General features: G+C 45.0%; 14 protein-coding genes. 1 reads left to right on the top strand and 13 read right to left on the bottom strand.

Translation table 11 applies throughout. The features are described from left to right. Nucleotides 1-15: 15 nt before the first annotated feature. The 4 genes from RTR43_RS15935 to RTR43_RS15920 all read right to left on the bottom strand — a co-directional run bounded on the left by RTR43_RS15935 (nucleotide 16) and on the right by RTR43_RS15920 (nucleotide 4194). A complete protein-coding gene (locus RTR43_RS15935) occupies nucleotides 16-1302 on the bottom strand; it encodes a UDP-N-acetylglucosamine 1-carboxyvinyltransferase (protein WP_312473215.1) in 1287 nt (428 codons plus the stop codon). 564 nt (nucleotides 1303-1866) lie between these two features. Then, nucleotides 1867-2517 (bottom strand): fructose-6-phosphate aldolase, encoded by a 651-nt coding sequence (fsa, locus tag RTR43_RS15930; RefSeq protein ID WP_248734294.1) that lies wholly within the window; start codon nucleotides 2515-2517, stop codon nucleotides 1867-1869. A gap of 232 nt (nucleotides 2518-2749) precedes the next feature. Beyond that, complete coding sequence (locus RTR43_RS15925) at nucleotides 2750-3607, bottom strand: class II fructose-bisphosphate aldolase (RefSeq protein WP_312473214.1); 858 nt, start codon at nucleotides 3605-3607, stop codon at nucleotides 2750-2752. 215 nt (nucleotides 3608-3822) lie between these two features. Continuing rightward, nucleotides 3823-4194, bottom strand: a complete 372-nt coding sequence (locus tag RTR43_RS15920) for a response regulator (protein WP_312473213.1) — start codon at nucleotides 4192-4194, stop codon at nucleotides 3823-3825. A gap of 285 nt (nucleotides 4195-4479) precedes the next feature. On the opposite strand from RTR43_RS15920, the gene RTR43_RS15915 reads away from it, so the two are divergent. Next, entirely contained in the window at nucleotides 4480-5010 is a 531-nt protein-coding gene (locus tag RTR43_RS15915; RefSeq protein WP_312473212.1) for a DUF2529 domain-containing protein, read from the top strand. A gap of 219 nt (nucleotides 5011-5229) precedes the next feature. Here the strand turns inward: RTR43_RS15915 and RTR43_RS15910 are convergent, their stop codons facing one another. The 9 genes from RTR43_RS15910 to RTR43_RS15870 form a co-directional block, all read right to left on the bottom strand. Then, nucleotides 5230-6825, bottom strand: a complete 1596-nt coding sequence (locus RTR43_RS15910; protein WP_312473211.1) for a CTP synthase — start codon at nucleotides 6823-6825, stop codon at nucleotides 5230-5232. A 391-nt stretch (nucleotides 6826-7216) separates the two neighbouring features. After that, a complete protein-coding gene (rpoE, locus tag RTR43_RS15905; RefSeq protein ID WP_312473210.1) occupies nucleotides 7217-7795 on the bottom strand; it encodes a DNA-directed RNA polymerase subunit delta in 579 nt (192 codons plus the stop codon). A 150-nt stretch (nucleotides 7796-7945) separates the two neighbouring features. Next, the gene (locus tag RTR43_RS15900) at nucleotides 7946-8125 is read right to left on the bottom strand and encodes a hypothetical protein (protein ID WP_312473209.1); all 180 of its coding nucleotides are present in this window, start codon (nucleotides 8123-8125) and stop codon (nucleotides 7946-7948) included. A 400-nt stretch (nucleotides 8126-8525) separates the two neighbouring features. Next, a complete protein-coding gene (gene icmF, locus RTR43_RS15895; RefSeq protein WP_312473208.1) occupies nucleotides 8526-11771 on the bottom strand; it encodes a fused isobutyryl-CoA mutase/GTPase IcmF in 3246 nt (1081 codons plus the stop codon). A gap of 146 nt (nucleotides 11772-11917) precedes the next feature. Then, a complete protein-coding gene (locus tag RTR43_RS15890; RefSeq protein ID WP_312473207.1) occupies nucleotides 11918-12571 on the bottom strand; it encodes a TetR/AcrR family transcriptional regulator in 654 nt (217 codons plus the stop codon). A gap of 166 nt (nucleotides 12572-12737) precedes the next feature. After that, nucleotides 12738-13877: an acyl-CoA dehydrogenase gene (locus RTR43_RS15885; RefSeq protein ID WP_312473206.1), complete on the bottom strand. Its 1140-nt coding sequence runs from the start codon at nucleotides 13875-13877 to the stop codon at nucleotides 12738-12740. A 142-nt stretch (nucleotides 13878-14019) separates the two neighbouring features. Beyond that, nucleotides 14020-15150, bottom strand: a complete 1131-nt coding sequence (locus RTR43_RS15880; protein ID WP_312473236.1) for an acyl-CoA dehydrogenase — start codon at nucleotides 15148-15150, stop codon at nucleotides 14020-14022. Nucleotides 15151-15258: 108 nt separating this feature from the next. Next, nucleotides 15259-16110, bottom strand: coding sequence for a 3-hydroxybutyryl-CoA dehydrogenase (locus RTR43_RS15875; RefSeq protein ID WP_312473205.1), 852 nt, complete (start codon nucleotides 16108-16110; stop codon nucleotides 15259-15261). Between the two features lie 232 nt (nucleotides 16111-16342). Continuing rightward, nucleotides 16343-17530 (bottom strand): acetyl-CoA C-acetyltransferase, encoded by a 1188-nt coding sequence (locus RTR43_RS15870; RefSeq protein WP_312473204.1) that lies wholly within the window; start codon nucleotides 17528-17530, stop codon nucleotides 16343-16345. Nucleotides 17531-17760: the final 230 nt, after the last annotated feature.

Below are 17760 nucleotides of genomic sequence, written 5' to 3'. Positions count from 1 at the left end.
CTTCCGCTTTTCTATCTAAGTATTTTTTAATTGTTCGACTTCTTCATTTGTTAACGCTTCCCGCCAAACTGTCGCACCAAGACCGTTTAATTTTTCCACCAGATTGCTGTAGCCGCGGTCAATATGCTCTAGCCCGGTGACCTCGGTAATTCCTTCGGCAATCAGGCCGGCAATCACGAGTGCGGCTCCGGCTCGTAGGTCGCTTGCCTTCACTTTGGCCCCTTGAAGCTGGACAGGACCATTAATGATGGCGGAGCGTCCTTCAACCTTAATATTGGCGTTCATTCTTCTTAATTCATCAATATGCTTAAAGCGGGCACTGTAAATGGTATCGGTGACCACGCTTGAGCCTGTGGCCTTTGTTAGAAGAGTCGTAACTGGCTGCTGCAGATCAGTCGGGAATCCTGGATAGACGAGCGTTTTAATATCAACCGCTTTCAAATTAGCCGAGCCGCTAATATACACTTGGTCATCGCCCGATTCAACTTGCACGCCCATCTCACGGAGCTTGGCAATTAACGATTCTAAGTGCTGCGGGATGACATTATCAATCAAAACGCCTTCCCCAACAGCGGCACCAATAATCATATACGTGCCTGCTTCAATTCGGTCAGGAATGATCGTGTGACGACAGCCATTTAATGTATCGACACCATCGATGCGGATAACGTCCGTTCCGGCCCCTTTTATTTTCGCTCCCATGTTGGTTAATAGTGTGGCCACATCAATGATTTCCGGCTCTTTGGCGGCATTTTCAATGATGGTCCGTCCTTTGGCTCGTACCGCAGCCAGCATAATATTGATGGTCGCACCCACACTTACGACATCGAGGTAAATCCGGGCACCGCGCAGCTCGTCGGCCCGTAAATAAATTGCCCCTTGCTCATTGGTGATTTGCGCTCCAAGTGCTTCGAAGCCTTTTATATGCTGATCAATCGGTCTCGGACCTAGATGGCAGCCACCCGGTAAACCAATAACCGCCTTTTTAAAGCGCCCGAGCATCGCTCCCATTAGGTAATAGGAAGCACGCAGCTTTTTCACCTTACCGTTTGGTAGCGGCATGGAAATCATCTTTGAAGGGTCGACGGTCATTTCATCATCCGTAATTTGGACCTTTCCACCGATTTCCTCAAGCAGGTCCTTTAGGATTTCAACATCAGAGATGTCCGGCAAGCCTTCAATCGTCACTGGTGATTCTGCTAAAATTGTTGCGGGAATTAAGGCAACGGCACTATTTTTTGCTCCACTGATTCGAACAGTTCCCTTTAACGGATATCCGCCCGCAATTTTAAGTTTTTCCATTTTCGACTCCCTTCTAAGCCGTATGTAAGTCATGAATGGTTGATGGAATGGGTCGGTACTTTCTAATTAGCTTGCCAGTCTTTTTTACCGGTGCTGAGCTAATAGAAGCACACTTGTAACCAAACAAGGCTTTAGGTATATTTTTCCAACTGAAAAAGCCAAATTCCGACAGTTTGTCTAATTTATAGTTTACACGAAAATTTAATTTTCATGTATCCAAATTAAAAAAATTTATCCCGCATTAACGGGCAGTAAGATCCTTTGCAAATATTTCGTGGAAATCCATCAGAATAAATTTGGATCAACTGCCCGTAAAAGCCCGATTGGTTCAACTAACCATCTGCGAGGGATGAAGGGAAACCCCCACAGATGGAAGTTTCACCTTATCCCGCATTAACGGGCAGTAAGATCCTTTGCAAATATTTCGTGGAAATCCATCAGAATAAATTTGGATCAACTGCCCGTAAAAGCCCGATTGGTTCAACTAACCATCTGCGAGGGATGAAGGGAAACCTCACAGATGGAAGTTTCACCTTACACATAAATGGAAAAACTCATGAATTGTTAGGCTTCGTTACGGGATTCCCAATCTTTTAGGAATGCTTCGATTCCTTTATCAGTTAATGGATGCTGGGTTAAACCCATCAGAACTTTGTATGGAATGGTCGCAATATGCGCTCCTCTTAAGGCTGCTTCTGTTACATGGATGGGATTGCGGATAGAGGCTGCGATGATTTCAGATTCAATTCCATGAACAGCAAAGATTTCGGCAATCGTGGAAATAAGATCTAAACCATTTTGGCCGATATCATCTAATCTGCCAAGGAATGGTGATACATAGGTAGCACCTGCTCTTGCGGCAAGCAAGGCTTGATTGGCGTTAAAAATAAGCGTGACATTAGTCTTAATGCCTTGTTTTGAAAAAGCATGACATGCTTTTAATCCATCAGGAGTCATCGGAACTTTGACGGTGATATTTGGAGCGATAGCCGCTAGCTCCAGGCCTTCTTTAATCATTCCCTCTGCATCAAGGGAGATTACTTCCGCGCTAACTGAACCAGGAACAAGAGCTGCAATTTCCTTAATGCGATCGTGGAAAGAAACGCCTTTTTCTTTGGCAACAAGTGTAGGGTTTGTCGTTACTCCCGCTAATAAACCAAGTTCATGTGCTTCACGAATTTCATCTAAGTTGGCAGTATCAATAAAAAATTTCATCGTCTTTCCCTCCAAATTTCGACTAAATTTTAGTTTTCTATCCATTTTAGGCAAGGGCACCCTTTCCTTAATGTAGGCGAAGGGCGGTACATTGAAACCCCCACTGCCAAATTTTCTTTTAAAAATTTGGCAGTGAGAGTATTCATTTACACACTGAAACCGCCCTAGCAATAAGGACGGTTTTCATTTTATCATAATTAACACAAATATAGAAAAAGTGTCGTTTTTTCTCTTATGCTCGGCCTGATGAACCGAATTCGCGCATTTTGCCGATAACTGTTTCTTTAATGACATCGCGAGCCGGTCCTAAATATTTACGTGGATCGTATTCGTTCGGCTTTGCAGCTAACACTTCGCGCACAGCCTTTGCTGAGGCGATTTGGTTTTCAGTGTTCACGTTGATTTTTGCTGTTCCAAGGGAAACTGATTTTTGGATATCCTTTGTTGGGATTCCTGTTCCACCATGAAGTACAAGCGGCATGCCCGTGATCTTGCCGATTTCTTCCATTTCAACGAAGCCCAATTTTGGTTCGCCTTTGTAAGGACCGTGTACAGAACCTAGTGCAGGAGCAAGGCAATCGATACCAGTGCGCTTCACAAGCTCTTCACATTCTTTTGGATCAGCGTAGATAACGCCCTCTGCAACCACATCATCTTCTTGTCCGCCAACTGTTCCTAATTCTGCTTCTACAGAAACACCTTTGGAGTGAGCATATTCCACTACTTTAGAAGTAATTTCAATGTTCTCTTCAAACGGGTGGTGGGAAGCATCGATCATAACAGAAGTGAAGCCTGCATCAATTGCTTCTTTACATTTATCAAAGCTTGAACCGTGGTCAAGGTGAATCGCCACAGGAACAGTCACGTTATAATCTTCCATTAAACCTTCTACCATTTTGACAACCGTTTTGAAACCGCCGATATAACGGCCTGCACCTTCAGAAACACCAAGAATAACTGGTGATTTCTCAGCAACTGCTGCTTGAAGAATGGCTTGAGTAAATTCTAAATTATTAATGTTAAACTGCCCAACAGCGTAGCCTTCCGCCTTCGCTTTAATAAGCATTTCTTTCATAGATACTAAAGGCATGTCTCTTCCTCCTTAATTTTGGGTGCTATCATTTCGAAAAGGGCTTTCCATATTAAGGTTTTCCCTCTATTTTACCAATTATGTATTCTTAAAAAAATGATAGCTAGTCAGTAAAATTTCATATTCATCATATCAAATCAAAGGAGGAAATGCCATTAATCAGACGGTATTTTAGAAATTGTCATAATGAAAGCGCACCCATATTAACGTACTAGTCAATTCGTTTTTTGCGGTATATATTTTCTTACAGCTGCACGGATATCATCAATGTCAAAAGGTTTGGCAAAATGAGTGATGGCGCCCAAATCCTTTGCTTCTTGAATCATATCCAATTCACCGTAGGCAGTCATGATAATCACGCGGATATCCGGGTCGATGACCTTCATTCTTTTTAAAATTTCAATCCCGTCCATTCCCGGAATTTTCATGTCAAGCAGCACAAGGTCCGGGTCATGATTTTTCACAATGTCAAGGGCCTGAACGCCATTAGCCGCCTGAAACGTTTGATACCCTTCCTTTTGAAACACCTCATTTAGCAAAATTCGAATTCCAAATTGATCGTCTACGATTAAAATTTTCTCTTTCATTCTCTCCACCTCTTCCCAATTTGTTAGATTCAAATTTTTTAGGCCGCTAGGAAAGTAAATTTTCCTATTAGGCATAAATGTAATTTTACACCACTGTAGGGGCTCGCCAATCGGCGAGCTCTCTAAATTATCAACACCTACACATTCACTAGTATTACTTCTCTTCTCGAGAGGGAAATTCCTTCCTGTCTTTTCCCTTAATAGGTATTATTTTGTAGGAATTTACATTTATTTTTGCAATTGGTGGAAAAGGTCTATAATGGTAGAGCGAAAGGGAGGATTTTTATGTTAAAAATGTTTACTACTCAATTAACAGGCCTGTTTAAACGAATCGAGGAAAAAGCGGAATTTTCGTTCGAAGACGGCGCCCGTCTGTTAGCACAAGCACCTGTCGGCGACGGATTGATATATATTTATGGTACGAGGGAAATGAAGGCTGTCGAATTCGAGTCGGTGGATGGCGGGGAGCCGTTTAAGGGAGCAAAAGTGCTGACTCTGTCTGAGGTGGAAGAGCTTAGCGATGCCGATCGCGTGCTGATTTTCACCCGCACTTCTAGCGATGAAGCCGCATTAGAAATAGCGTCCATACTCCGGGAAAAGCAGGTCCCATTTGTGGCTGTCTCGACGGTAATGGACGCAGCCATTGGTGATTTGACTGAATTTGCAGACGTCCATATCGATTTGCGGCTGACAAAGGGCCTGCTACCAGATGATTTCGGAGGTCGCTTTGGATATCCGTCTTCGATGGCGGCATTATTCGTCTATTATGGCCTGAAATTTACAATTGATGAGATTTTTGCGGAATACGAGGTGTAAAACAGGGCCGATGTGGCCCTGTTTTACATTATAAATGGCTTTGCGAGGGTCACTTATTTTGTTTATGGCTCATTTTTCCGGAGCATTGGCTCATTTTTCTATTTATTGGCTTATTTTTTCGATGTATTGGCTCATTTTTCTGCAATTTTGGATTTTTTAACATTTTTTACCAACAAATTCAAAAATACCAGCTCCCTCACTGGGAACTGGTCCAAAAACTTATTTTTCAATTGTTGCTTTAATAAATTCACGGAACAACGGCTGCGGACGCGTTGGTCTTGAAACAAATTCCGGATGGAATTGGGAAGCAACGAACCATGGATGATCCGCTAGTTCGATAATTTCGACCAACCGGCCGTCCGGGCTTGTTCCAGAGAAAATAAACCCGGCAGCTTCCATTTCTTGACGATAGTGATTGTTAAATTCATAGCGGTGGCGATGGCGCTCGTAAACGACCTTTTCTTGGTAGGCATCGAAAGCCTTCGTCCCCTCAAGCAGGCGGCACGGATAAAGCCCTAATCGTAATGTTCCGCCTAAATCTTCGACATCCTTCTGCTCCGGAAGTAAGTCGATGATTGGATGAACGGTCTCAGGGACAAACTCAGCGGAATGAGCTTCGGCATAGCCCAACACGTTCCGCGCATATTCAATCGTTGCCAACTGCATCCCTAAACAAATCCCAAGGAATGGCTTCTTCTGCTCACGGGCATAGCGAGTCGCTTCAATTTTCCCTTCGATTCCGCGATCACCAAATCCGCCAGGTACAAGGACACCGTCGACATCACTCAGTAACGCAGCGACATTCTCCCTAGTTACCTCATCAGAATTAATCCATTTAATTTCCACATCAGTATCGAAGGCATAACCAGCATGTTTCATCGCTTCAACAACCGAAATATAGGCATCCTGGAGCTCAACATATTTTCCGACAAGACCAATGCGCGTCTTGTTCGAAAGGTTAAGAACCCGGCTGACGAGTGCCTTCCATTCAGTCATTTCGGCTTCAGGTAAATTGAGCTTCAAATGGTCACAGACGATTTGGTCCATATTTTGCTCTTGAAGGGCAAGTGGAATCGAATATAGCGTATCGGCATCGCGGCATTCAATGACCGCTTTGGCATCAATATCACAGAACAAGGCAATTTTGTCCTTCATGTCCTGTGACACAGGTAGTTCCGTACGTACGACAATAATGTTTGGCTGAATGCCGAGACTGCGCAGCTCCTTCACGCTATGCTGAGTTGGCTTCGTCTTCATTTCACCAGCAGCCTTGATGTACGGAATCAACGTACAGTGAATGTACATCACATTCTCACTGCCAATATCACTTTTAATCTGGCGGATTGCCTCTAAAAATGGCAGTGACTCGATGTCACCAACGGTTCCGCCAATTTCGGTAATTACGACATCGGCATTGGTTTCTTTGCCAGCACGGAAACAGCGCTCCTTAATTTCGTTGGTGATATGTGGAATAACCTGGACAGTCGCGCCCAGATAGTCACCGCGACGCTCTTTTCGTAAAACTGTCGAATAGATTTTTCCGGTGGTTACGTTGCTGTACTTGTTTAAATTGATGTCGATAAAGCGCTCATAGTGACCTAAGTCCAAGTCGGTTTCTGCACCGTCATCGGTAACGAACACTTCGCCGTGCTGGTAAGGGCTCATCGTCCCAGGGTCGACGTTAATATACGGGTCAAATTTTTGAATCGTTACATTCAACCCACGATTTTTCAATAAACGTCCTAATGATGCAGCGGTAATTCCCTTTCCAAGTGATGAAACGACACCACCAGTTACAAAAATATACTTTGTCATAAATAATTCCCCCTCAAATACAGTTTGTACATTATTCGGATTGTTAAAGAATTTTTGTAAAAAATTTTTAACTTACCAGGTTTTGCTCACGAATCAAATCCGGCCGTCATTTTTTCACAAAAACAAGCCCAAAAAGCGAAAAAACTCCACCGCTACAAGGGAGTTTTTCCAAAATAAAAAGCGCTCCATCTCGCGATTGCAAGGGAGCGCATATAGGTAAATAATGATTCGTTCCTTTTTTAAGGAGCCCAAACAAGATGATACAAGGGCACGGATAAAAAGTCAAGACTATTAGAAAAGCACAAGCAACTTCACAACATGCACAGCTTATTTCTGAAAAGCACATTCTCTAAGTAGCTTCCCTTAGTGGTCAGTCCCTAAAGTTAGCCAATTACTTGTCTTCGTCTTCTTCGTCTTCCTCAAATTCGTCTTCTTCCACAAGCTCTTCGTCAAGGTCATCTTCTTCATCAATGTCGAATTCTTCCTCATCATCAAGGACTTCTTCATCGTCCTCTTCGTCAAATTCATCGACTTCATCAATATCGAGGTCATCTTCTTCATCAAGAAGTTCGTCTTCATCGGCAAAATCGTCGATGTCATCATACTCTTCCTCATCGTTCTCATCGTAATCATCAAGGTCGATATCCTCGTCGACAACCTTTTTCGCCTTTTTCTTCTTAGGCTTAATGACTGTCACGACTTCTTCTTCTTGTGTATCAACAGGATACCAAAGGCGAAGTCCCCAACGATTATCTCCTAATGAGAGGAAGCGGCCATCTAAATTCATGTCCGTATAAAATTGTGCCAATCTAGTGCGAATTTCCTGTTCGGAAATCGTTGCAGCTGCCTGAATCTCTTTGACTAAATCACTAAAGGAGATTGGTTGCTTGCTATTTTTCAAAAATTCATGAGCCATTTCAATGAGAGATAACTCTTGTAATTCCTCTTTTGAGTATTGTGCTAAACTCAATATTGGCACTTCCTTTCTCTATTTAACACTCTTAAATGAGTGATTAACGGGCTTTTAGAAGGATCTCTCCCAAATTGCATATTCTTCATTATAAACAAATTCTTCCCGTTTATGCTAGTGCTAGTAATTGTTTCCGCTGATTTTTTCCTCCTAGGATTCATCGCCATTATTTTTCTTCTGTTCTTTGAACTTTTTTGTCTCCTTAATCGTCACGACAAGAAAGAAGATTGCCAGTAAAAGGAATGAAATGGCACCTAATTGAATTTCATATAGATAGTATAAAGGCCACGCAAAAATAATTAAAACAACCATCATATGTCTAAGCTTCATCCGTGTACACCTGCCCGTAATCGCCCGAAGTTTGTACGCTAGTTTGATTATATAAGATAAATGATTATTTTAATATCTCATAGGAAAATAATTTTAGCAAAAAAAGACAATGTCTCGGGCGCAGCTGCCTTCCGAGCCATTGCATCTTTTAACAAAATATTTTGTCCAAGTTCACTTTTCTTATTGTCTAGCTCCAGCGCCCAGCGGCTTGTGTATTGGCCCTCTCCTCCTTACGATAAGTCAACATCGAATCACTTTCGCTCTCCGTGTTTCCTTTATCTCATGCGGACCGGTCCAATCCATACGCCGCTAAACGGGCGCTTACGCCTTTCTTATTGTCTAGCTCCAGCGCCCAGCGGCTTGTGTATTGGCCGCTAAACGGGCGCTTGCGCTTTTCTTGTTACATATTGCGACGGTACTGGCCACCGACTTCATATAAGGCCTTGGTGATTTGGCCGAGGCTAGCTACTTGAACCGTTTCCATTAATCCAGCAAAAATATTGCCTCCGCTTACAGCCGCTTCTTTTAACCGCTTTAACGCGTCCGCAATCTTGTCAGCATGCGCTTCTTGGAAGGCACGCAAATTATGAATTTGTAGTTCCTTTTCCTCTGTTGTAGCTCGGGCCAACTCCATATTATTTACATCTTCCTCTGACGGAGGATTTGGATTCAAATACGTATTTACCCCAATAATTGGCAATTCTCCAGTATGCTTTTTCATTTCGTAATACATCGACTCATCCTGGATTTTTCCGCGCTGGTACTGCGTCTCCATCGAACCGAGTACACCGCCACGGTCGTTCAAGCGTTCAAACTCTTGGAGGACAGCTTCCTCAACCAGATCTGTCAGCTCTTCCACAATAAACGAACCTTGGAGCGGATTTTCATTCTTCGTTAAGCCATGCTCTTTGGTAATAATCATTTGAATCGCCATTGCCCGTCTTACTGATTCCTCGGTTGGCGTCGTAATTGCTTCATCGTAAGCATTGGTATGCAAGGAATTACAATTATCCTGGAGCGCCATCAACGCCTGCAAGGTTGTGCGGATATCATTAAAATCAATTTCCTGAGCATGCAGCGAACGTCCGGAAGTCTGCACATGATATTTCAGCTTTTGACTGCGTTCGTTAGCACCATATTTATCACGCATCACCGTAGCCCAAATACGTCGCGCGACCCGGCCGATCACCGTATACTCCGGATCCAAACCATTCGAGAAAAAGAACGATAGATTGGGAGCAAAATCATCAATGTTCATGCCACGGCTCAAATAATACTCGAGATAGGTAAATCCATTGGATAGCGTAAACGCAAGCTGGGAAATCGGATTGGCGCCTGCTTCGGCAATATGGTATCCCGAAATCGAAACAGAATAATAATTGCGCACTTGATGATCAATGAAATATTGTTGAATATCGCCCATCATTCGTAAGGCAAATTCTGTTGAGAAAATACATGTGTTTTGGCCTTGATCTTCTTTTAAAATATCCGCTTGAACCGTACCGCGGACCGTTTTCAATGTATAGGCTCTGACGGCTGCGAATTCTTCAACCGTTAACACACGGCCAAGCTCAGCTTCTTTCTTCTGCACCTGCTGATCAATCGCCGTATTCATGAACATCGCCAAAATAATCGGTGCCGGGCCATTAATCGTCATCGAAACGGATGTCGAAGGATGGCACAAATCAAAGCCGGCATACAGCTTTTTCATATCATCTAACGTACAAATGCTGACACCGCTTTCGCCAACTTTTCCGTAAATGTCCGGACGGTAATCCGGATCTTCGCCGTACAGGGTTACGGAGTCAAACGCGGTACTTAAGCGTTTTGCCGAATCGTCCTTCGATAAATAGTGGAAGCGACGGTTCGTCCGTTCCGGTGTGCCTTCTCCAGCGAATTGCCGTTTCGGGTCTTCCCCTTCACGCTTGAATGGAAATACCCCTGCCGTATAGGGGAAAGAACCAGGAACATTTTCTTGGTACACCCAGCGAAGGATTTCGCCATAATCTTTATATTTAGGCAAGGCCACCTTAGGAATGTCTAGGCCTGATAAGCTTTTAGATTTTAACACCGTAATAATCTCTTTGTCACGGATTCTTGTGATAAACCGGTCGCCCGAATAATCAGCCTTTGTTTGCTCCCATGAAGCGAGGATTTTCCGCGATTCCGTGGTCAGTCGCTCTTCGGTTTCTTGCCTGATTGCTTCTAATGCTGCAATCACTTCTGGCTCTTTTACCGCTTCAATTGCCCCTTCGAGCTGGAATAATTTCCGAGCAATATTCGCTTGCTCTTCGGCTTTACGGTGGTAGCTACGTACCGTTTCCGAAATTTCCCGTAAATAATAACGGCGGTCGGTCGGGATGATAACGTTTTGCTTTTCAACAAGGGCCTTTTTACTAAAAGAACTTAGCCAATCGGAAGACATCTTTTCATTTATTTTTTCCACTAAAGCGGCGAACAAGGCGTTCGTGCCCGGGTCATTAAACTGGCTGGCAATCGTGCCGTAAACCGGCATTTCCGACGGATCCTTTTCAAACAGCATATGGCTGCGCTGGTACTGCTTTTGCACTTGACGCTTGGCATCCTCAGAGCCTTTGCGCTCAAATTTATTGATGACAATTAAGTCCGCAAAGTCAATCATATCGATTTTCTCAAGTTGTGATGGTGCCCCGAATTCACTGGTCATCACGTATAAGGAAACATCGCAAATTTCCGTGATTTCGGCATCTCCTTGACCGATTCCACTTGTTTCCACGATGACAAGGTCAAAGCCAGCCGCTTTCGTCACGGCAACGGCATCCTTTATCGCCAGCGATAGTTCGCTTTTCGAATGCCTTGTAGCCAAACTGCGCATATAAACATTTGGTGAGAAAATTGCATTCATGCGGATCCGATCACCTAACAAGGCCCCTCCTGTTTTTTGCTTTGTCGGATCGACGGAGAGAATCGCGACTTTTTTATCTGGCAGATCATTGATGAAGCGGCGGATTAATTCGTCCGTTAATGAACTTTTTCCGGCCCCACCTGTACCTGTGATACCAACGACCGGAATCCGTTTCTCAAGTGTCTTTACTTGTTCTAGCACGAGCTCGGCAGTTGCCGCAGCCTCGTTCCTTTTATCAACATGAAGTTCGGCTAAGGTAATTAACTTGGCAATTGCGTTGACATCGCCAGTTGGAAGCTTTTCAATCTGTTCAGACGCATCCGCGGGAACGGTGGAAAAATCGCACTCCTCTATCATGCGGTCAATCATTCCTTGAAGTCCCATCGTTCTGCCGTCTTCAGGTGAGAAGATCCAAGCAATCCCATAGTCGTGAAGTTCAGCAATTTCCCTCGGAATGATAACCCCGCCGCCACCGCCATAAATGCGGATATTCGGCGCCCCTTTTTCCTTTAACAAATCGTACATGTATTTAAAATATTCGACGTGTCCGCCTTGATAAGAGGAAATCGCAATCCCTTGGACATCCTCCTGAATCGCCGCATTGACCACTTCCTCGACCGAGCGGTTATGCCCAAGGTGAATGACCTCTGCCCCGCTCGCCTGCAGAATTCTACGCATAATATTGATGGAAGCATCATGACCGTCAAACAAACTCGACGCCGTCACAAAGCGGATATGATGCTTTGGTTGATAATTCCCCATCGTGCTCCCCCTTTGTAAAAACTTTGGTAAAAACATTTCCCATTCATCGTTCGCTGCTTTTCCCACTTATAACGGGATTTTTTATTGTCTTAGTGACTTCACACCTAACCCCATAAATGAAACTGGTTCACCGCTGGACACCATTGTTATTTTCCGGAAGCTTTTATAGGCGCCGAGACTTCTCCCATGATTCCCGACAATAAAAGCTCGGTTTGCAACTCAATATATTCTTCCAGGGTAAATAACTTCCTTAGCGCCCAGCGGCGGAAGCCCCACATTTGCCCCTGAACAAAAATATTATGGGCGATGATTTCTACTTGTTTTTCTGATAGTTGCAGTTCACCATTTTCGACACAGCGTGCAAGCAGATTCTCAAACATCGCGACCATTTCCATTTCCTTTTTCAACACATATGGAAGGGCGTCCTTCGACAGTGACTTCACTTCCTGATACATCACCAGTACTTCGGCCTGCATTTCATCCATTACTTGAAAAAAATTAGCAATTCCCAACTTCAAGCTTTCTAATGTCCCTTTTTTCAAGGCGAGGTCCTGCTGCAGGCGCTCGCTAACGTGGTCATAAATTTGATCGCAAACAAGGTAAAGGACGTCTTCCTTAGTGCGAATATATTCGTATAGCGTCCCGATGCTAAAACCCGCCGCCTTGGCAATTTCCCTCGTTGTCGTCCGATGAAACCCCTTTTCTTTAAAAAGTGTGACGGCCCCTTTGATCATTTGGTCGCGCCTTTTTTGCACGAGGCGTTCATCCTTGACCGAGGCCTGTACTTCTCGCTTTTTCATCCTCTATGACCGCCTTTGTCTAGCTCCAGCCCCCAGCGGCTTGTGTTTTGGCCCTCTCCTCCTTGCGATAAGTCAACATCGAATCGCTTCGCTCTCCGTGTTTCCTTTATCTCATGCGGACCGGTCCAATCCATACGCCGCGCAAAGGAAGCTTCCGCCTTTCGTATTATTTAGTTAGCATTCTCGAAATTACGAGGCGTTGGATTTCTTGTGTTCCTTCGTAAATTTGTGTAATTTTCGCATCACGCATGAACCGTTCCACTGGATAATCCTTTGTATAGCCGTAGCCACCAAACACCTGAACCGCTTCCGTGGTCACCTTCATCGCAGTGTCACCGGCAAATAATTTGGACATCGCTGATTCTTTACCATAAGGTAAGCCATTTGATTCAAGCCAGGCCGCTTGATAGGTTAATAGTCTTGCTGCTTCAATATTTGTCGCCATATCTGCCAGCTTGAAGCTGATACCTTGCTGCGCTGCGATTGGTTTGCCAAACTGATGGCGTTCCTTCGCATAATCGACTGCCGCATCAAGTGCGCCTTGAGCAATTCCAACGGCTTGGGCCGCGATGCCGTTGCGGCCGCCATCAAGCGTCATCATCGCGATTTTAAAGCCGTCGCCTTCTTCGCCAAGACGGTTTGCCATTGGTACCTTGCAATCTTCAAAAATAATCTCCGTTGTCGGCGACGAACGAATGCCCAGTTTCTTTTCTTTTTTCCCAACAGAGAAGCCAGGGAAGTCACTTTCGACGATAAATGCAGTGGTTCCTCTTTGCTTGTTGGATGGGTCTGTTAAGGCAAACACTACATAAATGTCGGCCACACCGCCATTGGTGATGAAAATTTTTGAACCATTGAGGATGTAGTGATCGCCTTCTAAGCGGGCTGTTGTTCGCATCCCGCCAGCGTCTGAGCCGCTGCCAGGCTCGGTTAAACCGTAGGCACCGATTTTGCTACCCTCAGCCATTGGGCGAAGGTAGGTTTGCTTTTGTTCTTCGCTGCCGAATTTGTAAATCGGCCAGCCGGCAAGGGAGGTGTGTGCGGAAAGAAGTACACCTGTTGATGCATCAACGCGAGATAGCTCTTCAACGGCGATACAGTAGGCAAGAAAATCGCTGCCGATGCCGCCGTACTCTTCCGGCCACGGAATCCCTGTTAAGCCAAGCTCCGCCATTTTGTCAAAAATCTCGCGGTCAAAGCGTTCTTCCTCATCACGCTCAGCCGCAGACGGTGCCACTTCGTTTCGTGCAAAATCACGAACCATTTTCCGGATCATTTCATGTTCTTCAGATAGTTTAAATTGCATTTTTATTGGCCTCCTATTAAGTAAATTTTAGATTGGAACGTTTTCTTGATCCTTTTTCGAGACTTCAATATCATTTAGGAATAAATCCACAATTTGCAAGGATTGATCGACATTTTCGTTTGGACTCTCCATAAACTACTAATTAAAGATACTTACTAATCACAATCCGCTGGATCTCACTCGTGCCTTCGTAGATTTCGGTTACCTTTGCATCGCGGAAGTAGCGCTCCACAGGATAATCTTCGGTGTAGCCGTAGCCGCCAAAAACTTGAATGGCTTCCGTCGACACTTCTACCGCCGTCCTCGTGGCAAACAGCTTCGCCATCGAGGCTTCCATACCGCATTTTAAGCCTCTGGTCCGTAAATCAGCAGAGCGATAGACTAATAGTTTCGCCGCTTCCACACTCGTCGCCATGTCAGCAAGCTTAAAGCCTATCCCTTGCTGGAAGGCAATTGGTTTGCCAAATTGCTGGCGCTCCTTCGCATAGGCAGTTGCGGCCGACAGTGCGGCTTCGGCAATCCCAAGTGCTTGGGTCGCAATCCCAATGCGGCCGACCTCGAGGTTTGCCATCGCAATTTTAAAACCATCACTTTCGCTGCCAAGAAGATTTTCCACTGGCACAAGCATATCCTCAAACGTCAGCTGTACCGTTCTGGAACCATGTAGCCCCATTTTCTTTTCATCCTTCCCGATACATAAGCCGGGGGTGTTTTTTTCAACAATAAATGCGGCAATCCCTTTTGTTCCTAATTTCGGCTCGGTGGTGGCAAAAACAATATAAATATTGGCTTCGCCACCATTGGTAATAAACATCTTCGAGCCATTGATCACATAATGATCGCCCTTCTTCACGGCACGGGACTTTAGGCTAGCTGCATCGGACCCCGCACTCGGCTCCGTTAAGCAAAAGGCCCCTAAATACTCCCCAGAAGCCAGCTTCGGTACATACTTTTGCTTCTGCTCCTCCGTCCCGAAATATAGAATCGGCATAGTTCCCACCGAAGTATGGACAGACAGAATGACGCCAAGCGTGGCACTTACCCTTGATATTTCATTAATGGCAATGATATAGGAAGTGAAGTCCATCTCAGCTCCGCCGTATTTTTCCGGAACAGGAATGCCCATAAGGCCGAGCTCACCCATTTTCCGAAGAATTTCGCGCGGGAATTCCCCTTTTTCCATTTTTTCAATAAATGGGGCTATTTCGCTGACGGCAAAATCGCGCACCATTTTTCGCATCATTTCTTGCTCCGCTGTAAATGTAAGATTCATGCTTATCTCCCCTTTTGGAGAATCTAAAGTAGCAGTATTCATCCTTACAACCCCTTATTTTGAAGAAAGATTGGTTCCTGCTCTCGTTGCTTCAGCAAGTTGAAAGCCTTATTCGTATGTGTAGAATCCCCGCCCCGTTTTCTTACCAAGCCAGCCTGCTTTGACATATTTGCGCAGCAGCGGGCATGGACGGTATTTATCATCGCCGAAGCCTTCGTGAAGGGTTTCCATTATATAAAGGCAAGTATCGAGGCCAATAAAATCAGCCAAGGTTAACGGCCCCATTGGGTGGTTCATGCCGAGCTTCATCACTTCATCAATCGCTTCTTTGGTGGCGACGCCCTCATACAAGGTAAAAATCGCTTCATTGATCATTGGCATCAGCACGCGGTTAGAAACAAAGCCAGGGAAGTCGTTAACTTCAACCGGAACCTTGCTCAAGGTTTTCGTCATATCTTCAATCACCTGGTATACTTCATCAGCCGTTGCTAGGCCACGGATAATTTCGACTAACTTCATCACTGGGACCGGATTCATAAAGTGCATGCCGATGACCTTTTCCGGCCGCTTCGTTGCAGCCGCAATTTCCGTAATTGGCAGCGAGGAGGTGTTACTCGCCAAGATCGCATGTGCCGGAGCAATTTCATCAAGCTGCGCAAAAATTTTCGTTTTAATTTCCATGTTTTCAACTGCGGCTTCGATGACAAGGTCGACCTGGGCCGCGTCGTTCAAATCCGTTGAGGCGGTCAGCCTCGCCGACACTTCCTGTTTTTGTTCGCCTGTCATTCGACCTTTATCAACATTGCGTGAAAGATTTTTGTTGATGACTCCTAATCCACGTTCGACGAATTCCTGTTTTAGATCATTTAGTAAAACCTGATAGCCTGCCTGGGCACAAACTTGGGCAATCCCAGAGCCCATTTGCCCTGCTCCAATGACCATTACCTTTGAAACCTTCATGTTTTCCCCTCCAATTAGGGGCTGAAATCGAGTTTCGCCCCATTTTTTTATGCGAAAATTAGTTTTGTCTATTTTTCTCATGGTTTTGAACATTTTTTGGTGTTTTTACAATTTTTCTCAAGGTTTTGAACATTTTTTTCGGGTGTTTTGTCTATTTTTCATGTCCTTTTTTCCCATTAGACATTTTCCGAAAAAATCTAACCATCATTCGCTTTCTCCTCAGGCTACAAACCTAAGCCTTCGGGACCTCAATCATCACAGCATCGCCCTGGCCGCCGCCGCTGCAAATCGCGGCGACACCAATTCCGCCGCCGCGGCGCTTCAACTCGTGCATGAGCGTAATGATAATCCGCGCCCCGCTTGCACCAATTGGGTGGCCAAGGGCGACTGCACCGCCGTTCACATTAACTTTTTCTGGGTCAAGGCCAGCAATTTTTTCGCTCACCAAGGCAACAGCAGCAAAGGCTTCATTGATTTCAAATAAATCGATATCCGCTACACTTTTTCCCGTTTTTCGCAAAAGTTCATTGATGACTAGCCCCGGCGTTTGTGGGAAATCCTTCGCTTCCACAGCTAGAGCAGCGTGGCCTAAGATGACCGCTTCCGCTTTTCTACCTTCACGAACAGCGCGCACCTCACTCATTAGCACGAGAGCAGCCCCACCGTCATTGACACCAGGCGCATTTCCAGCAGTGATCGTTCCCGTTGCATTGAATACCGGTGCTAATTTTGCCAGTCGTTCTAACGAGGTATCCTTTCGTGGTGATTCGTCATCCGCGACAACTACAGGAGCCCCTTTTCGCTGCGGTACTTCCACAGCCACAATTTCCTCTGCAAATTTACCATCCTCGATGGCGGCAATCGCGCGCTGATGGCTCCTTAAGGCCCACTCGTCCTGAGCCTGACGTGAAATCTCCATCTCGGCGGCCGTCGAATTGCCGTAAGTACCCATATGAACACCGGTAAAGCTGCAGCTCAAGCCATCATGAATCATTAAATCTTTGACAGCAGCGTCGCCCATTCGGAAGCCCCATCTTGCTTTTGGTAAAATATATGGGGCGTTGCTCATCGATTCCATGCCGCCAGCAACAATCACCTCTTCATCGCCGGCACGAATAATCTGGTCGGCCAACGTAACGCTGCGCATCCCGGAAGCGCAAACCTTATTAATTGTTTCTGTTTTGACCTCCCAAGGCAGGCCAGCATGATGGGCGGCTTGACGTGATGGGATTTGCCCCTGTCCCCCTTGTAAAACAGTTCCAAGAATGACCTCCTGGACGTACTCTGGCTCCACGTTAGCCCGCACTAGCGCTTCTTTAACAGCAATGCCTCCAAGCTGTGAAGCCGAAAAACTGCTCAAGAAGCCCCCTAATTTTCCAAAAGGTGTTCTTACCCCACTTAAAATGACCGTTCTCCCCATTCCAAACACTCTCCCTTTTCCCAATATTCAGTCATGTTATTCTAAAAAAATTATCCAGCGACTGAACGCTCGCTCGAAAAATAATGAAAAAAGTAGGCATGTGGTTTTTTAAAACTCACAGCCCGCCAAGTCTAGAAAAAATTGGTAATGTAAGCGTTTTATTCTTATCTCTTATTTTACATAAAAAATAGGAGAAGTTGAAATGTTTTACATAAAATTCTTAAAATTTT

The organism is Neobacillus sp., from assembly GCF_031988165.1.
In the GTDB taxonomy this organism is placed as follows: domain Bacteria; phylum Bacillota; class Bacilli; order Bacillales; family Cytobacillaceae; genus Neobacillus; species Neobacillus rhizosphaerae.
The sequence above is the reverse complement of the archived record's forward strand: the minus strand, read 5'-3'. Positions and strand labels throughout refer to the sequence as shown.